Source organism: Kocuria rhizosphaerae, from assembly GCF_044462265.1.
Taxonomy (GTDB): domain Bacteria; phylum Actinomycetota; class Actinomycetes; order Actinomycetales; family Micrococcaceae; genus Kocuria; species Kocuria rhizosphaerae.
On the sequence record NZ_JBISWL010000019.1, the window covers coordinates 24,013 to 38,660 of the forward strand.

The following is a 14,648-nucleotide window of genomic DNA, read 5'->3' on the forward strand; positions in this document are numbered from 1 at the left end:
GTGGGGCCCGGGGGTCAGTAGTCGGTGGCAGCGGCGTCGTCGCGGCCGAACTTCGGGGTGTGCACGTCCCCGAGGGTGATGTGCACGGCCTGCTGGTCGGTGTAGAAGTCGATCGAGCGGTAGCCGCCCTCCTGCCCGAGGCCGGAGGCCTTCACCCCGCCGAAGGGGGACCGCAGGTCGCGCACGTTGTGGGAGTTGAGCCACACCATGCCCGCCTCGACGTTCTGCGCGAAGGTGTGGGCCCGCTGCAGGTCCGAGGTCCACACGTAGGCGGCCAGTCCGTACCTGGTGTTGTTGGCCAGCTCCAGCGCCTCCTCGTCTGTGTCGAAGGGGGTGATGGCCACGACCGGGCCGAAGATCTCCTCCTGGAAGATCCGCGCGTCGGCGGCGACGTCGGCGAACACGGTCGGAGCCACGTAGGAGCCGTTCTCCTGACCGGCGGGCAGCGTCTCCGGCCGTCCGCCGCCGGCCAGCAGCCGGGCCTCGGACTTGCCGATCTCGACGTAGCCCATGACCTTCTCGTAGTGCTCGGGGTGCACGAGCGCCCCGACCTGGGTCTCGGGGTCGTGCGGGTCCCCGACCGTGATGGTCTTCGCCCGGGCGGCGTAGACCTCGCAGAACCGGTCGTAGATCTCGCGCTGGACGAGGATGCGTGAGCCGGCCGTGCACCGTTCGCCGTTGAGGGAGAACACCCCGAAGAGCGTCGAGTCGATGGCGGCGTCGAAGTCGGCGTCGGCGAAGACGATCGCCGGGGACTTACCGCCCAGCTCCATGGACATGCCCTTGAGGTGCGCCGCGCAGTTGGCGTAGATGACCTGCCCGGTGGTCGACTCCCCGGTGAAGGAGATCAGCGGGACGTCGGGGTGCTTGACCAGCGCGTCGCCGGCGGACTCCCCGAAGCCGTTGACGAGGTTGAACACCCCGGCCGGCAGGCCGGCCTCCTCGAAGATGCCCGCCCACAGGGACGCGGACAGGGGCGTGAACTCGGCCGGCTTCAGGACCACGGTGCACCCGGAGGCGATCGCCGGGGCGAGCTTCCAGGACTCGAGCATGAAGGGGGTGTTCCACGGGGTGATCAGCCCGGCGACACCGATCGGCTTGCGGTTGACGTAGTTCAGCTGGGAGCCGGGGACCTTGAAGGCGTTGTCGTGCTGGGCGACGATCAGGTCCGCGAAGAACCGGAAGTTCTCGGCCGCCCGCTGCGCCTGGCCCCGGGACTGGGAGATGGGCAGGCCGGTGTCGAAGGTCTCCATCTCGGCCAGCCGGTCCTCCTGCGCCTCGACCGCGTCCGCGATCCGGTTCAGCACCCGGGCCCGCTGCCGGGGCAGCATGTGCGGCCACGGCCCGTTGTCGAAGGCCTCCTTGGCGGCGGCCACCGCGGCGTCGACGTCGGCCTGCCGGCCCGCCGCCGCGGTGCAGTAGGGCTGGTTGGAGACGGGGTCGAGGACCTCGAAGGTCTCCCCGCCGACGGAGTCGACGAACGAGCCCCCGATGTAGTGCTGCAGATGGGTCGGCAGGTCCTGGGGGACGAAGTGCGCGGCCGTGACGGGCGACGTGCTGGTTTCCATGACGGTCCTTTCTCAGGCGTCGGGGCCGGCCGGGGGCGTCCCTGGCCGGTGGTGGTGGACGGTGGGTGCTCTGTCGTGCGGATGGTTCAGATGAGGCTGGGCGGTTGCCCCGCGGCCTCGAGATAGGCGTTGAGCGTGGCCATGCGGTGGGCCCTGGCCGCGTCCTCGACACGGCGCGGTTCGGCCCGCTCGCCGATCAGGTCCAGGAGCACGTCGTGCTCCTCGACGGAGCGGTGGGCGCGGCCGGGGATGTGCTGGAAGCTCGAGGACCGGATCGCGTTGAGCCGGTTCCAGCCCCGGTGGACCAGGTCGAGGATGTGCGGGTTCGGACACCGGTCGTACAGCACCGCGTGGAACCGGTTGTTCAGCTCGGTGAACCGCCGCGGGTCGAAGTCCTCGAGGCAGTCCCGGAGCGCCCGGTTGAGCTCACGCGCCTCCGCCACGTCCTCCGGCGACAGCAGCGGGGCCGCCAGCGCCGTGGCCGCCCCTTCGATGACCGCCAGGGTCTGCATGGTGTGCAGGTACAGGGTGGTGTCCACGGCCGCGACCTTGGCCCCCACGTTCTTCTCGAACGTCACGAGCCCCTCGGCCTCGAGCCGGCGGACGGCCTCCCGGACCGGGACCGTGCTGACCCCCAGGTCTGCGGCGAGACTGCTGAGCACCAGGCGGTAGCCCGGGGCCAGGTCTCCGCCGGTGATGCGGGCATGCAGGATCTCGTACGCCTGCTGGGACTTGCTGGCCGTCGAGCCCTCCCGGCGTCGCGGCGTCACCTCGACAGGCATGGTCATGGCCGTCCTCTCATGTACGAAATCGTATATGATCTAGTGTGACGGTCATCTCCCCGGACGTCAAGAGCTCTGCTCCGGCGGCCGGCTCCGCGAGCGCCGGGCCCAGCAGGACGCCGCCCCCGGGTGGACCGGGAGCGGCGTCGTGTCCGTCGAGGACGACCCTCAGCGCGCCGCCTGCTCCGGCGCCGCCGTTCCGGCGGACGTCGCCGCGTCACGGCCGAACTCGATGACGTCGAGGTCGGCGGGGAGGTGGAAGATCCCGTCGAAGTGGGCCGCCGCCTCCTCCCAGGTCCTGTCGGTGGCCGTGCCGGGCACCAGGTGGTGCAGGGCCAGCCGGCGGGCACCGGCCTCCTGGGCCACGCGGGCGGCGTCGCGGACGCTGGTGTGGGACTTGTGGTGGTGGTCCCGCGAGGCCCGCGAGACCTCGTCGGGCCTGCCGCCGTAGAGTCGCTCGATGTAGTCGAAGTCGATGGCCTCGTGCAGCAGCAGATCGGTGCCCCGGGCCAGGCGGATCATGTTCGGCGTGAACGCGGTGTCGCCCGAGAACGTCACCGACCCTGCCGCCGTCTCGAACCGGAACCCGAAGGCCGGAGCCATCGGCGGGTGCTCGACGAGGATGGCCGACACGGTGACCGCCTCGTCCTCGTGGACGACGAACGGCTCCATGTCCGGTGTCGGATTGTCGTTGGGGTGGTAGCCGATGCCTTCGGGGACGACGATGTCCCGGGCCTCGAAGAGGTCCATCGGCGAGGGGCGGAGGCTGTCGATGATGCGGTCGTTGAGGTCCGTGGCGTGGGCGCGCATGAGCTGCTCGAACATCTCGCGCGTGCCCGGTGTGGGGCAGTCCGGGGCCAGCGGGGTCGGCGGGACGACGGCGCGGGGCGAGACGGCCGGGAGCATGCCGCGGTTGCCCGGGCCGACGATCGGCACGGGGTCGCCGAGCCGGGCCTGGAGCTCATAGAGGCCGAAGACGGCCAGGCTGCCGAGATCCACGGTGTGGTCCGAGTGCAGGTGGGTGAGGAAGATGCCCCGCAGGTCGGAGATCTCGAGGCCCGACTGGCTCAGCCGGCGGCCGACCCCGTGCCCGCAGTCCACCAGGTAGAAGCCGTCGTCGACCACGACGGCCGTGGCGATGCCGGTCCGCTCGCAGGCCTGCCCGGTCTCCGGGTCCTTCCACCACCGCGGGCCGCCCGCGGTGCCGAGGGCGACGACGTACGGGGGCCTGTGGTCCTGGGTCGCTGCGGTGGTCATGGTCCGGGCTCCTTCGTGTTCGGGGTGTGGTTCCGGGGCCCCGGGCGGGGCATAGTCTGGGTGCTCGACGTCGTCGCGCCGACCGTCAGGAGAAGTCGTGGCCGAATTCACGCTGCGCCAGCTGCAGTACTTCATGGCCGTGGTGGACCACGGGTCGGTGACCGCCGCGGCGAAGGCCCACCACATCTCCCAGGCGGCCGTGTCCATGGCCGTGGGACAGCTCGAGAAGTCCCTGGGCGTGGAGCTGTTCCTCCGTGCGCAGTCCAAGCGGATGGTCCCCACCCCGGCCGGGTCCGACCTCGCCCGCCATGCGCGGCAGATCCTGCAGCTGGTCGACGAGGTCGAGGACACCGTGGTGGGCGGCTACGAGGACCTCCGGGGGCCGCTGCGCATCGGGTCCACCCTCACCGTGTCCCCGCGGATGGTCCCGCCGCTGGTCGAGCACTTCGTGCGCAACCACCCGCTCGTGGACGTCCGAGTGGTCGAGGACTCGCCGGCGGCCGTCCAGGAGGCGGTGCGGGGCGGCAGGCTGGACCTCGCGCTGATGTACGCGATGCAGCGCGACCCGGACCTCGAGGCCGTGGAGGTCGCCGACGTGCAGCAGCACCTGCTCCTCCCCGCCGACCACCGCATGGCCGGGGCCCAGGAGATCTTCCTGGCCGACGTCGTCGAGGAGCCGCTGATCCTCCTGGACGTCCCGCCCACGGTGGAGCGGGTCCTGGCGATCATCCGGGCGCACGGGCTGAATCCCCAGCTCCGCTGGACCAGCAGCAACATGGAGACCATCCGCTCGATGGTGGCCCGCGGTCTCGGCTACTCCTTCGTCAACACGGTCCCCCGGACCGACGTCACCTACGACGCCCTGCGGGTCGCGTACGTGCCCATCGCCGACGACATCCCGGACAACCCGATCGTCGCGGTCCTTCCGCCGGGCCACCGGGCCGCCCGCCGGGTGCGGGAGGCGGTGGACTTCCTGCAGCGTCTGCGCACGGAGGAGCGGTCCGCGCCCGGCCCGTGAGAACCGCACGGCTCAGTCCCGGGTGGAGGTGTCGACGGGCGCGGGCTCGGTCTCGGCGGCGACCCGGCCGGCGAGGCGGTGGGCCGCGCGCCGGCGGTCGACGACGTACCAGACGAGCCCCGCGACCACGACGGCCATCGCGATCAGCGGCAGCGGGCGGTCGAAGAAGATGCCCAGGCTGCCGTCGGACAGGGCCATGGAGCGGCGGAAGTGCTGCTCCAGGATCGGTCCGAGGATGAACCCGAGGATGAACGGGCCGAGGTCGTAGTTGAACTTGCGCAGGACGTAGCCGACGACGCCGAAGGCCACGCACATGCCCACGTCGAACATGGAGTTGCGCACGCTGTAGACCCCGGCGACGGCCACGACGAGGATGATCGGGGCCATCACGGCTCCGCGGACCCGCAGCAGCTTCACGAACAGGCCGATCAGCGGCAGGTTGAGGATGATCAGCATGACGTTGCCGATGTACATCGAGGCGATCACGCCCCAGAACACGTCGGGCCGCTCGTCGATCATCCCCGGACCGGGCGTGATGTTGTGCAGCAGCAGCGCGCCGAAGATCAGTGCCAGCACGGGGTTGGGCGGGATGCCCAGGGTGAGCAGCGGGATGAACGCGGAGTTCGAGGACGCGTTGTCGGCGGTCTCCGTGGCGGCCAGGCCGTCGATCGCGCCCTTGCCGAACTTCTCCGGGTGCTTGGAGAAGCGCCGCTCCACCCCGTAGGCCAGCACCGAGGAGATCGTGCCGCCGCCGCCGGGGATGATGCCGATGAAGAAGCCGATGATCGACCCGCGCAGGATCGCCAGGCGGCTCGTGAGCCAGTCGGCCCGGGTGGGCAGGACGTTGCTCAGCCCGGCCTTCTTCAGCCCGGCGTAGAAGCCGCCCTCGGCGTTGTGCAGGATCTCCCCGATCCCGAACAGGCCCACGGCGATCGCCACGATGTGGACGCCTGCGATCAGCTGGAAGTTCCCGAAGGTCATCCGCGGGTCCGCGGTCACCGGGTCCAGCCCGACCACCGCCACGAGGATGCCCAGGGCGGCCGCGGCCAGGGCCTTGGTCTTCGAGCCGGAGCCGATGAAGGCGATCATGAGCATGCCCAGACCGGCCAGGGCGAACATGTCCGGTGAGCCGATGCCCCCGGCGACCTGGGCGAGGGTCGGGGCCAGGACCGTCAGGCCGATGATCGCCACGGTGCCGCCGAGGAAGGACCCGATGGCCGTGATGCCCAGGGCCGAGCCCGCCCTGCCCTGCTGGGCGAGCGGGTAGCCGTCGAAGGTGGTCACGACCGAGGACGCGTCCCCGGGCAGGCGGAGCAGGATCGCCGGGATCCGCCCGCCGTACATCGATCCGTAGTAGATGCCCGCGAGCATCATGATCGCGGGGGCGGGTTCGAGGTTGAACGTCAGCGGCAGCAGGAGCGCGATCGTGGCCACCGGGCCCAGCCCGGGGAGAAGTCCGATGAGGGTGCCGATGGTGACGCCGATGAACACGAACAGCAGGTTCATCGGGTCCAGGGCGACGGTGAAGCCGCCGGCCAGACCCTGGAGGATGTCCATGGTGAGTCCTTTGTCCGGAGAAGGGTCGGTCAGAAGAGCCGCAGGTTGACGCCGAGCAGCGTGCCGAAGAGCACGTACGCCGCGGCGGGGGCCAGGGCCGAGAGGAGCAGGGAGGCCACCCAGCCCTCGCGTGCGGCGACCCGCGTCACGAGGAAGACCATGAGGGCCCCCGCCCCGACGAAGCCCATCCACGGGTAGGCCACCACGAACAGCCACAGGGCGGCCAGGATGACCACGACCCGCAGCAGGCCCGACCGCTCGGGAACGGAGAACCGCTGCCCGACCACGAAGATCACCGGGGTGAGGGCCGCCGCCGTGCCGGCCACCAGCAGCGGCCACAGGCCCGGTCCCGGGCGGGAGAAGTCGCCCACGCCCAGCCGCAGCGCCTCCACGATCGCGAAGACGGCCACCCCCAGGATCAGCAGCGGCGAGATCCTGTCCCGCGGGCCTTCGTCGGGCGCCGCCGGACCCTCGTACTCCTCGGGAACCACGGTCTGCTCCGGATCCTCGCCGGTGCCGTGCCTACTCGCCGATGCCAAGGCGCTCATACATCTCCTCGAACCGGTCCCGCTCCGCGGGAAGGTGCTCCTCGAACCACGCCGCTCCGTCCACGTCGGGGACGGTCTGCGCGTTCGACTCCAGGAACTCGGTGAACTCCGGGTCCTCGACGGCGGCGGAGGCCGCCTCCTCGAGGATCCCGACGATCTCCTCGGGAGTCTCCGCCGGGACGGCCAGTGCCTGGGATCCGGTGAACGTCGCGTTCTCGAAGCCCTCCTCCACGACCGTCGGCGCGTCCGGCAGGGCCGGGAGGCGTTCCTGGGAACTGATCGCCAGGGGGCGGAGCTCCCCCGACTCCAGGCGGGCCAGCACCGTGCTGTTGACGTCCTGGACGCCGAAGTCCACGGCGCCGTTCACGATCGCCTGGAGTCCGTCCGGGGAGCTGTCGTAGGAGATGGCCTCGGCGTCGATGCCGGAGCGCTCCGCGATCGCGGCCCCGACCAGGTGCGTCGGGTGCCCGATCCCGAAGTTCGAGTACGTCAGGCGCCCTTCGGCGTTCTCCAGGTCCGCCAGTGTCCGGAACGGCGAATCCGCCGGGACGGCGATCAGGAACCCGTTCTCCGCCACCGGCTGGATCGAGCGGAAGTCGGAGAAGTCGTAGGAGACCTGCTGCTGGAGCATGCCGGAGGTGAAGGCCCCCGTGGGTGCGAAGAGCAGGGTGTAGCCGTCGGGAGCGGCGTTGGCGCCCTCCGTGGAGGCCAGCACCCCGCCGCCGCCGGGCCTGTTGACGACCAGCACGTTCTCGCCCAGCTCCTCCTCCAGGGAGGCCGCGAACCGCCGCGCGGTCGCGTCGTTGAGTCCGCCCGCGCCGAAGCCCACGAGCATCTCGATGTCGCGCGAGGGGTAGTCCGCGGCGTCGCCGCCACCACCGCCGGGCCCGCAGGCCGTCATGGTCAGCGCCAGCGCCGAGACCGTGGTGACGGTCAGGATGCGAAGTCTCATGAGAACACCTTTCGTGAGGGGGCGGCGTCCGGGACGCCGGCCACCGAACGGTTGCAACTCTCAACAGTTGCCATGCCGGTTGATCCAGTGTGACCCAGGCCATACCTTCAACTCCAGCGGTGTTTTCTGATGCAAGGTATAATTTTTACTTAATGTGGGGCGTGGCCGGCCCCGTCGGAGAGCTGCCGCCGGTGCACGCCCGTCGGGCCTCACGGGCGGAACCGGCCCGCCACGGCGGGGACGAAGGCGCCCCGCACGGCTCGGCGGTCGGGCTCGCCCAGAAGGGTGACTGACGGTGGTGCTGGTCCGGTGCTGTGGGGCGGCACCTGAAGTCGACCTGTCCGCGCAGGTCGGCGCGGCACGTCCCCACGCCGACCGGAGCACCATCATGGGCCGGAGGATTCCGGAGTCCCCGCACGAAGCGTCCCCGGTGGTGCCACGGGCGGAGTGACACGGGCATCGTGGAGGCGGGGACCACGGTCCCCGCCTCCANCCACGGGTCCGTCGCCTACGGCCGCGGCGACGGGAAGTCGCCGGCACGGCCGAGGGCCTCCTCGGTGCTCCGCCGGCCGAGCGCGATGAGCTCCCCGGCGCGGTGGAAGTCCAGCAGACGGCCGGCCCGCTTGGGCACGGTGATCAGCAGGTCGGGCGGGTAGCCGGCCAGCCGGTAGCGCAGCAGCATCGACTGGAGCACCTCGAGGGACATCTGCATGACGTCGAACGTGCGCAGGCCCGCGGGGAGGGCGCCGAGGGCGTCCTCGGCGATCGCCTCGGCCTCCTCCTCGGCCTCCTGGAGGGTCCCGCTCTTCTCACCGGCCTCCCGCGCGGCGCGGTCGCCGCGGCCCAGGCCGTCCGCGAACCGCTCCACGAGGGTGCGTGCCAGCTCGCGGTCCAGCACGAAGGAGGTGCTGCGCCGGAAGCGCTCCGCCCACTCCTCCGCGGGCCGCGCCGCGGCCGTCTCATGCGTGGGAGCCCGCCCCTCCCCCGGCGGCTGCTCCCCGGAGAGGGACACCGCCACGGTGACGTCGGCCCGGGCGGCGACCGTCGCGGCGATGGGCACCGGGTTCAGGATGCCGCCGTCCGCCAGAAGCCGGCCGTTGATCATGACCGGGGTGATGATGCTCGGGAGCGCGATGGACGCCCGGACGGCCGCGTCCACCGGGCCCTCCTGGAACCAGACCTCCTTGCGCGCGAGCAGGTCCGTGGCCACCGCGGTGAACGGGATGGGCAGGTCCTCGATGAGCACGCCGTCGAGCACCTCCCGCACCTTGGCCATGATCTTCTCGGCCCGGATCACCCCGGGGGCGGTGGGAGACGGGTCCAGCAGTCGGAGGACGTCCCGCTGGGTCAGTCCCCGCGCCCACTCGGCGTACGGGTCGAGCCGGTCCGCGGCATGCAGCCCGCCCACGAGCGCGCCCATGGAGCTGCCCGCGACGGCGACGATCTCGTAGCCGCGCTCCTGCAGGACCTCGATCACGCCGATGTGCGCGTAGCCCCGGGCGCCGCCGCTGCCCAGGGCCAGCGCCACGCGCGTCGGTCCGGTCATGCGCTGCTCCTCCCCGGGCCCCGCCGGCCGCCCGAACGGGCTCGGGACGGTGGACCCGTGCACGGGACTTCTGACCCGAGCCTCGCAGGACCTGCCCCGAATGGAAAGGAGCACGGACGGATGGCCGAGATGACGCCTGGAGGACGGCATGGTCGGGACCCCGGCCAGGAGCCCGGGAAGAAGGCCGGAGAGAAGCACGGAGAGAAGGCCAGCGGGCGCCCTGAGGCCGGACGCGGCGCCGGCAGCCCCGCACGCTGTCCACGCCTGTGGACAACCGGTGGAAAACGCCGTGGACGGCTGTGCACAGGTTGGGGGAAACCCTGTGGAAACTTGTCCACAGGCACGCCGTAGATCCGCTCTGACATGGAATGATGTCCGTGCACAGCCTGTGCAGCGAGGGTGCGGACAACACCGGTGTCATCCACAGAACGGCTGCGCGCGGCTGTGCTCCCTGCCCGGGCCGGAGGACCGTGTACCGTACCGTGGCGGCGGCCTGCCCGGACCGGGCGGGCCTCAGACCACCGAGGCGATCAGCCCGACCCACAGCAGCGAGTGCAGGAGCACGGAGAGCAGCAGCAGCACCAGGAACCGGATCCGGGCGGGGGCGAAGGCCACCGCCCCGGCGATCGCCACGACGGCGGTCACCGTCGCCGAGACGGTCGCCACGAGGAACCCCACCACGAACACCGTCATGGACGTCTGGGCGCCCGCCGCGTTCCCGCCGAGGAACGCGGCGACGAAAGCCAGTACGGTGAGCAGGAGACAGCCCACGCCGAACCAGAACAGGGCGTACGGCGTGACACGGGGCATCGAGGACGGCATGACCCCATTCTCCCCCGGGCCGCTCTACGCCCGCGCCGCGCCGGCTGACGGGCCCCTGGACGACCGCCCCGACCCTCGAGGAGGACCCCGTGGACGACACCCAGCGCCGGTGGGAGGAGCGCTACGCCTCCGGGGAGTCCTCCCCCGACGGCGCGCGCCCGCACCCGGAGGTCCTCGCCCTGCTGGAGCGCACGGCCCGGGAACGGACCGGCCGCACACCCACGGCCCTCGACCTCGGCGCGGGTGCCGGCCGCCACACGCTGGCCCTCGCCGCGGCCGGTCTCGTCCCCACGGCCGTGGACTACGCCCCCAGCGCGGTGCGCATCGTCGAACGCGCCCTCGCCGAGCGCGGGCTGCCCGGACGTGCCCTGGTCGCCGACCTCCGGACGTGGAGTCCCGGCCAGGAGCAGCGCTCCGGCCCGGACGTGGTGCCGGAGCGCTTCGACCTCGTCCTGGCCGTCCATCTCCAGGACGACGTCGGGCTGCTGGCCCGGGCCGGCGGCTGGCTCCGCCCCGGCGGCCGGCTGCTGTGGATCACCCACGCCCCCGGCAGCACGGAGGGACCGCCGCCGTCCGTGCCCCGCCCGACCCTCACCGAGACCGTCGACGCGCTCGACGGCACGGACCTCGAGCTGCTGCGCGCCGAGGAGGTGCCGACCACCCCGACCGCGCTCGACGTCGTCGTCGAGGTCCGCCGCCCGCGCTGAGGCCGGCGGTCCGGGAGCCCGCGAGGGGAGCCGCCGTCCGGAACCGCCGGACACGCGGAAGGCCCCCGCGGCGCACCGCGGGGGCCTTCTCGTACCGGTCGGGAACCGGTCAGGCGGGGACGACCTCGAACTCGACGTTCGCGTTGACGTCCTCGTGCAGGCGCACGGAGGCCTGGTACACACCGGTGGTCTTGATGTGCTGGTTCAGCTCGACCTTGCGCTTGTCCACGGCGCCGAGGCCGGCGGCCTCGACGGCCCGGGCGACGTCCTCGGCCTTGACGGTGCCGAAGAGGCGGCCCTCGGCGCCGGCCTTGACCGGGATGGTCACGGTGGCGGAGGTCAGCTTCTGGGCCAGGGCCTGGGCGTCCTCGAGCGAGGCGACCTCGCGGGCGGCGCGGGCGGCCTTGATGCTCTCGATCTGCTTCTCGCCGCCGCGGGTCCACGGGGTGGCGAAGCCGCGCGGGAGGAGGTAGTTGCGGGCGTACCCGTTCTTGACCTCGACCACGTCACCGGCGGCGCCGAGGCCGGTGACCTCGGTCGTCAGGATGATCTTTGCCATGAGTCTGTGTCCTCTCTGGTCAGCGGCCGGCGCCGGAGTAGGGCAGCAGCGCGACTTCACGGGCGTTCTTGATCGCCAGGGCGATCTTGCGCTGCTCCTGCACGGTCACGCCGGTGACACGACGGGCACGGATCTTGCCGCGATCGGAGATGAACTTGCGCAGCAGCGCGACGTCCTTGTAGTCGATCTCGGTGACTTTGGCAGCCTTGAGCGGGTTCTGCTTTGGTTTGGGCTTACGGAGTTCAGCCTTGGCCATCGTGGTGCTCCTTGTCCTTCAAGTGGAGCCCGCGGCTGGTCACCGCGGGATGGGGTGGATGTTCGGGAAGTGCGGGGCGGTCTAGAACGGCGGTTCGTCGTCCTGGCCGCCGCCCCAGTCGTAGTTGCCGCCGGCGGACTGGCTCCACGGGTCGTTCTGCGGAGCCGCCTGGGGCGCCGGGCGCCCGCCGCCGCGTCCGCCCTGACCGGCCGGTGCCCCGCCGCCGAAGCCGCCGCCCTGCTGGCCGCCGAACCCGGAGTCGCCCCCGAATCCGCCGCCCTGCCCGGCCGGTGCCCCGCCGCCGAAGCCGCCGGTCTGCTGGCCGCCGCCGAAGCCGCCGCCCTGCCCGCCGGAACGGGCGTTGCGGTTGACCTTGGCCGACGCGTAGCGCAGCGAGGGACCGACCTCGTCGACGTCGAGCTCCGTCACGGTGCGGCGCTCGCCCTCCTTCGTCTCGTACGAGCGCGACTTGAGCCGGCCCTGGACGATGACGCGCATGCCCTTCTGGAGGGACTCCGCCACGTTCTCTGCCGCCTCGCGCCAGACCGAGCAGCGGAGGAACAGGGTCTCCCCGTCCTTCCACTCGTTGGACTGGCGGTCGAAGGTGCGGGGCGTCGAGGCCACCGTGAAGTTGGCCACGGCGGCACCCGAGGGGGTGAAGCGCAGCTCGGGGTCGGCGGTCAGGTTGCCGATTACGGTGATGACGGTGTCACCGGCCATGTGGACCTCCCGGGTCGGAAAAGCTCGCGGTCGTACGGGAACGTACTGGGATTCTCAGCATCTCACCGGGGCGCCCGGGCGGGCACGTCCGGCGATCGGCCGGACCGTCCTTACTCGGCGGAGATCTTCTGCTCTTCCGGGCGGATGATCTTGGTGCGCATGATCGCCTCGTTGAGGTTCAGCACGCGGTCGAGCTCCTGAGCGGTCTGCGGGGTCGCGGTGAAGTTCACCACGGCGTAGATGCCCTCGGACTTCTTCTGGATCTCGTAGGCGAGACGACGGCGGCCCCAGACGTCGACGTTGTCGACGGTGCCGTTGTCCTTGGTGACGACCTCGAGGAACTTCTTGAGCGTCGGGTCGACGGCACGGTCCTCGACCTCGGGGTTGATGATGACCATCAGTTCGTATTCACGCATGGAAAGAACCCACCTCCTTCGGGCTGAGCGGCTGCGGTCCTTCCGCAGCAGGAGGTTCTGTGCGCTGCCCGTGCGCCGGCGCCGCACGTGGGGCGGCGGGCACACAGACCTCACCACACTACTACACCCGGACCCGGCGGCCGAACCGGCGACCGGCACGGATCCGGGCGCAGGACCCGGTGGCCGGACCAGGGACCAGGGACCAGGGACCGGGGCTCAGGGGCGGCGGGCGTCCCGGGCGATCGAGGCGTTCACCAGTGCGGTGCGGAAGGGCATGGTGAAGACGTCCAGGAACATCAGCAGCGCCCACGGGATCAGGAACAGCAGTCCGATCCCGGCGCCCACGGTGCTCCAGCCGATCGCGCCCAGGAACAGGTAGATCAGGCCCCACACGGGCTGGCGGAGGTAGAACTTGTGCACACCCAGCCAGCCCAGGAGGAGCCACAGAACGTAGGCCAGGAGGAGCGACCGGCCCCCCACGAGGGGGCGGGGCACCGCGTACGGGGCACCGTACGGACCGGACCGCGGGCCGCCGTAGGGGCCGCCGGCGGCCGGGAATCCGGGGGCGGGCGCCCCGAAGCGCCCGGCGCGGCCGGGGTCGTCGTCGAGCGGGACGGGACGGTAGTACTCGGGCTCGGGAGCCACGGTGGTCCTTTCTCAGGAGCGGGATCGGCGGGTGTCCACAGCGGGACGTCCCGAGAATGTCAACGGCCGGGCCGTGGGCGTTGTTCCGGGCGGGCATCCTAGGGCCCGCCGGGGGCCCCCCGACCCCCGGCACGCCGCCGTCGCGGATTAGGTTACGCTTTCCTCACCAAATCGCCGTTCCGCGGCCGTCGACATGCCGCGCGTGAGGAGAGGCCCCGATGCGCCGTCGTTCCCTGTATGCCACCACCGGAATACTCACGGCCCTGACGGCCGTGCTCACGGGCTGCGGGGTGCTCGGCCTGGGCAACCAGCCCGCCGACCTGCAGATCTACTCGGCGCGGCACTACGACCTGGAGGGGGCCTTCGGGGAGTTCACGGACGAGACCGGCATCAGCGTCGAGTTCATCACGGGCGACGACGCGGAGCTCCTCGAGCGGCTCAAGGCCGAGGGCGAGGACACCCCGGCGGACGTGTTCATGACCGTGGACGCGGGCAACCTCTGGAACGCCGCCCGGCAGGACGAGCTGGCCGCCCTGGACTCCGCGGCCCTCCAGGAAGCTGTCCCCGAGGACCTGCGCGACCCCCAGGGCCGGTGGTTCGGCCTGGCGATGCGCGCGCGCACCGTCACCTACAACCCCGACAACGTCGACCCCGGGGAGTTCGACACCCAGGAGACCTACGCGGGGCTGGCCGACCCGAAGTGGCAGGGCCGGCTGTGCATGCGGGACGCCACGTCGGCCTACACCCAGTCCCTCGTGGCGAGCCTGATCGACCTGCACGGCCGGGAGCGGGCACTCGAGATCGTCGAGGGGTGGGTCGAGAACGACGTGCAGATCATGAGCAACGACATCCTGCTGCTCGAGGCGATCGACGCCGGGACGTGCGACGTGGGCATCAACAACCACTACTATCTGGCACGCACCCTCGAGGAGAACCCGGACCTGAACGTCGACCTGTTCTGGGCCAGCCAGGACGGCGCCGGCACGCACGTGAACATCTCGGGGGCCGGCGTGGTGGAGGGTTCCGACAACGCCGAGGACGCCCAGCGGCTCATCGAGTGGCTCGCGACCGACGGACAGAACTCGTTCGTGGACGCCAACCACGAGTTCCCCGTCAACCCCGCGGTCGAGCCCGAACCCGTGATCGCGGGCTTCGGGGAGTTCGAGCGGATGCCCCTGAACGCCGAGGCCTACGGGGACCTCAACGCCGAGGCCATCGACCTGCTGGCCGAAGCCGGATACCAGTGACCGGACCCGCCGTCCTCGCGGCCACGAGGACACCGGCCCGCCGACCGC

The 14,648-nt window shown here is 71.5% G+C and carries 16 protein-coding genes; 3 read left to right on the forward strand and 13 right to left on the reverse strand.

Annotated elements, in window-relative coordinates:
- Positions 1–14: 14 nt before the first annotated feature.
- The 3 genes from hpaE to ACH9EU_RS02260 all read right to left on the reverse strand — a co-directional run bounded on the left by hpaE (position 15) and on the right by ACH9EU_RS02260 (position 3,607).
- Positions 15–1,568 carry a 5-carboxymethyl-2-hydroxymuconate semialdehyde dehydrogenase gene (gene hpaE / locus ACH9EU_RS02250; protein WP_396412309.1) on the reverse strand — a complete coding sequence of 518 codons (1,554 nt, stop codon included), beginning with the start codon at positions 1,566–1,568 and terminating at the stop codon, positions 15–17.
- Between the two features lie 86 nt (positions 1,569–1,654).
- Positions 1,655–2,350 (reverse strand): FCD domain-containing protein, encoded by a 696-nt coding sequence (locus ACH9EU_RS02255; protein ID WP_396412323.1) that lies wholly within the window; start codon positions 2,348–2,350, stop codon positions 1,655–1,657.
- Positions 2,351–2,518: 168 nt separating this feature from the next.
- A complete protein-coding gene (locus ACH9EU_RS02260; protein WP_396412310.1) occupies positions 2,519–3,607 on the reverse strand; it encodes an MBL fold metallo-hydrolase in 1,089 nt (362 codons plus the stop codon).
- Between the two features lie 97 nt (positions 3,608–3,704).
- On the opposite strand from ACH9EU_RS02260, the gene ACH9EU_RS02265 reads away from it, so the two are divergent.
- The gene (locus tag ACH9EU_RS02265; RefSeq protein WP_396412311.1) at positions 3,705–4,625 is read left to right on the forward strand and encodes a LysR substrate-binding domain-containing protein; all 921 of its coding nucleotides are present in this window, start codon (positions 3,705–3,707) and stop codon (positions 4,623–4,625) included.
- 12 nt (positions 4,626–4,637) lie between these two features.
- Here ACH9EU_RS02265 and ACH9EU_RS02270 read toward each other — a convergent pair whose 3' ends face one another.
- From ACH9EU_RS02270 to ACH9EU_RS02290, 5 genes are all read right to left on the reverse strand, one after another.
- Positions 4,638–6,182: a tripartite tricarboxylate transporter permease gene (locus ACH9EU_RS02270; RefSeq protein WP_396412312.1), complete on the reverse strand. Its 1,545-nt coding sequence runs from the start codon at positions 6,180–6,182 to the stop codon at positions 4,638–4,640.
- Positions 6,183–6,211: 29 nt separating this feature from the next.
- Positions 6,212–6,730 carry a tripartite tricarboxylate transporter TctB family protein gene (locus ACH9EU_RS02275; RefSeq protein WP_396412313.1) on the reverse strand — a complete coding sequence of 173 codons (519 nt, stop codon included), beginning with the start codon at positions 6,728–6,730 and terminating at the stop codon, positions 6,212–6,214.
- A complete protein-coding gene (locus tag ACH9EU_RS02280; RefSeq protein WP_396412314.1) occupies positions 6,705–7,682 on the reverse strand; it encodes a tripartite tricarboxylate transporter substrate-binding protein in 978 nt (325 codons plus the stop codon). The genes ACH9EU_RS02275 and ACH9EU_RS02280 overlap by 26 nt, the downstream gene beginning before the upstream one ends.
- A gap of 508 nt (positions 7,683–8,190) precedes the next feature.
- Complete coding sequence (locus ACH9EU_RS02285) at positions 8,191–9,228, reverse strand: patatin-like phospholipase family protein (RefSeq protein ID WP_396412315.1); 1,038 nt, start codon at positions 9,226–9,228, stop codon at positions 8,191–8,193.
- A 513-nt stretch (positions 9,229–9,741) separates the two neighbouring features.
- The gene (locus ACH9EU_RS02290; RefSeq protein WP_396412316.1) at positions 9,742–10,050 is read right to left on the reverse strand and encodes a hypothetical protein; all 309 of its coding nucleotides are present in this window, start codon (positions 10,048–10,050) and stop codon (positions 9,742–9,744) included.
- 89 nt (positions 10,051–10,139) lie between these two features.
- Here ACH9EU_RS02290 and ACH9EU_RS02295 point away from each other — a divergent pair, with 89 nt between their 5' ends.
- The gene (locus ACH9EU_RS02295) at positions 10,140–10,757 is read left to right on the forward strand and encodes a methyltransferase domain-containing protein (protein ID WP_396412317.1); all 618 of its coding nucleotides are present in this window, start codon (positions 10,140–10,142) and stop codon (positions 10,755–10,757) included.
- A 109-nt stretch (positions 10,758–10,866) separates the two neighbouring features.
- Here the strand turns inward: ACH9EU_RS02295 and rplI are convergent, their stop codons facing one another.
- The 5 genes from rplI to ACH9EU_RS02320 all read right to left on the reverse strand — a co-directional run bounded on the left by rplI (position 10,867) and on the right by ACH9EU_RS02320 (position 13,353).
- Positions 10,867–11,316, reverse strand: a complete 450-nt coding sequence (gene rplI, locus ACH9EU_RS02300) for a 50S ribosomal protein L9 (RefSeq protein ID WP_396412318.1) — start codon at positions 11,314–11,316, stop codon at positions 10,867–10,869.
- A gap of 19 nt (positions 11,317–11,335) precedes the next feature.
- Positions 11,336–11,572 (reverse strand): 30S ribosomal protein S18, encoded by a 237-nt coding sequence (gene rpsR, locus ACH9EU_RS02305; protein ID WP_017835048.1) that lies wholly within the window; start codon positions 11,570–11,572, stop codon positions 11,336–11,338.
- Positions 11,573–11,653: 81 nt separating this feature from the next.
- A complete protein-coding gene (locus tag ACH9EU_RS02310; RefSeq protein WP_396412319.1) occupies positions 11,654–12,292 on the reverse strand; it encodes a single-stranded DNA-binding protein in 639 nt (212 codons plus the stop codon).
- Positions 12,293–12,402: 110 nt separating this feature from the next.
- The gene (gene rpsF, locus ACH9EU_RS02315) at positions 12,403–12,708 is read right to left on the reverse strand and encodes a 30S ribosomal protein S6 (RefSeq protein ID WP_396412320.1); all 306 of its coding nucleotides are present in this window, start codon (positions 12,706–12,708) and stop codon (positions 12,403–12,405) included.
- A 216-nt stretch (positions 12,709–12,924) separates the two neighbouring features.
- Positions 12,925–13,353 carry an NINE protein gene (locus tag ACH9EU_RS02320; protein WP_396412321.1) on the reverse strand — a complete coding sequence of 143 codons (429 nt, stop codon included), beginning with the start codon at positions 13,351–13,353 and terminating at the stop codon, positions 12,925–12,927.
- A 218-nt stretch (positions 13,354–13,571) separates the two neighbouring features.
- Here ACH9EU_RS02320 and ACH9EU_RS02325 point away from each other — a divergent pair, with 218 nt between their 5' ends.
- Positions 13,572–14,600 (forward strand): extracellular solute-binding protein, encoded by a 1,029-nt coding sequence (locus ACH9EU_RS02325; RefSeq protein ID WP_396412322.1) that lies wholly within the window; start codon positions 13,572–13,574, stop codon positions 14,598–14,600.
- Positions 14,601–14,648: the final 48 nt, after the last annotated feature.

Coding starts and splice junctions, on each gene's coding strand:
- ACH9EU_RS02325 (WP_396412322.1), top strand. CDS start 13,572: ATGCGCCGTCGTTCCCTGTATGCCACCACCGGAATACTCACGGCCCTG.
- hpaE (WP_396412309.1), bottom strand. CDS start 1,568: ATGGAAACCAGCACGTCGCCCGTCACGGCCGCGCACTTCGTCCCCCAG.
- ACH9EU_RS02310 (WP_396412319.1), bottom strand. CDS start 12,292: ATGGCCGGTGACACCGTCATCACCGTAATCGGCAACCTGACCGCCGAC.
- ACH9EU_RS02260 (WP_396412310.1), bottom strand. CDS start 3,607: ATGACCACCGCAGCGACCCAGGACCACAGGCCCCCGTACGTCGTCGCC.
- ACH9EU_RS02270 (WP_396412312.1), bottom strand. CDS start 6,182: ATGGACATCCTCCAGGGTCTGGCCGGCGGCTTCACCGTCGCCCTGGAC.
- ACH9EU_RS02290 (WP_396412316.1), bottom strand. CDS start 10,050: ATGCCGTCCTCGATGCCCCGTGTCACGCCGTACGCCCTGTTCTGGTTC.
- rpsR (WP_017835048.1), bottom strand. CDS start 11,572: ATGGCCAAGGCTGAACTCCGTAAGCCCAAACCAAAGCAGAACCCGCTC.
- ACH9EU_RS02275 (WP_396412313.1), bottom strand. CDS start 6,730: ATGAGCGCCTTGGCATCGGCGAGTAGGCACGGCACCGGCGAGGATCCG.
- ACH9EU_RS02280 (WP_396412314.1), bottom strand. CDS start 7,682: ATGAGACTTCGCATCCTGACCGTCACCACGGTCTCGGCGCTGGCGCTG.
- ACH9EU_RS02285 (WP_396412315.1), bottom strand. CDS start 9,228: ATGACCGGACCGACGCGCGTGGCGCTGGCCCTGGGCAGCGGCGGCGCC.
- ACH9EU_RS02255 (WP_396412323.1), bottom strand. CDS start 2,350: ATGCCTGTCGAGGTGACGCCGCGACGCCGGGAGGGCTCGACGGCCAGC.
- rplI (WP_396412318.1), bottom strand. CDS start 11,316: ATGGCAAAGATCATCCTGACGACCGAGGTCACCGGCCTCGGCGCCGCC.
- rpsF (WP_396412320.1), bottom strand. CDS start 12,708: ATGCGTGAATACGAACTGATGGTCATCATCAACCCCGAGGTCGAGGAC.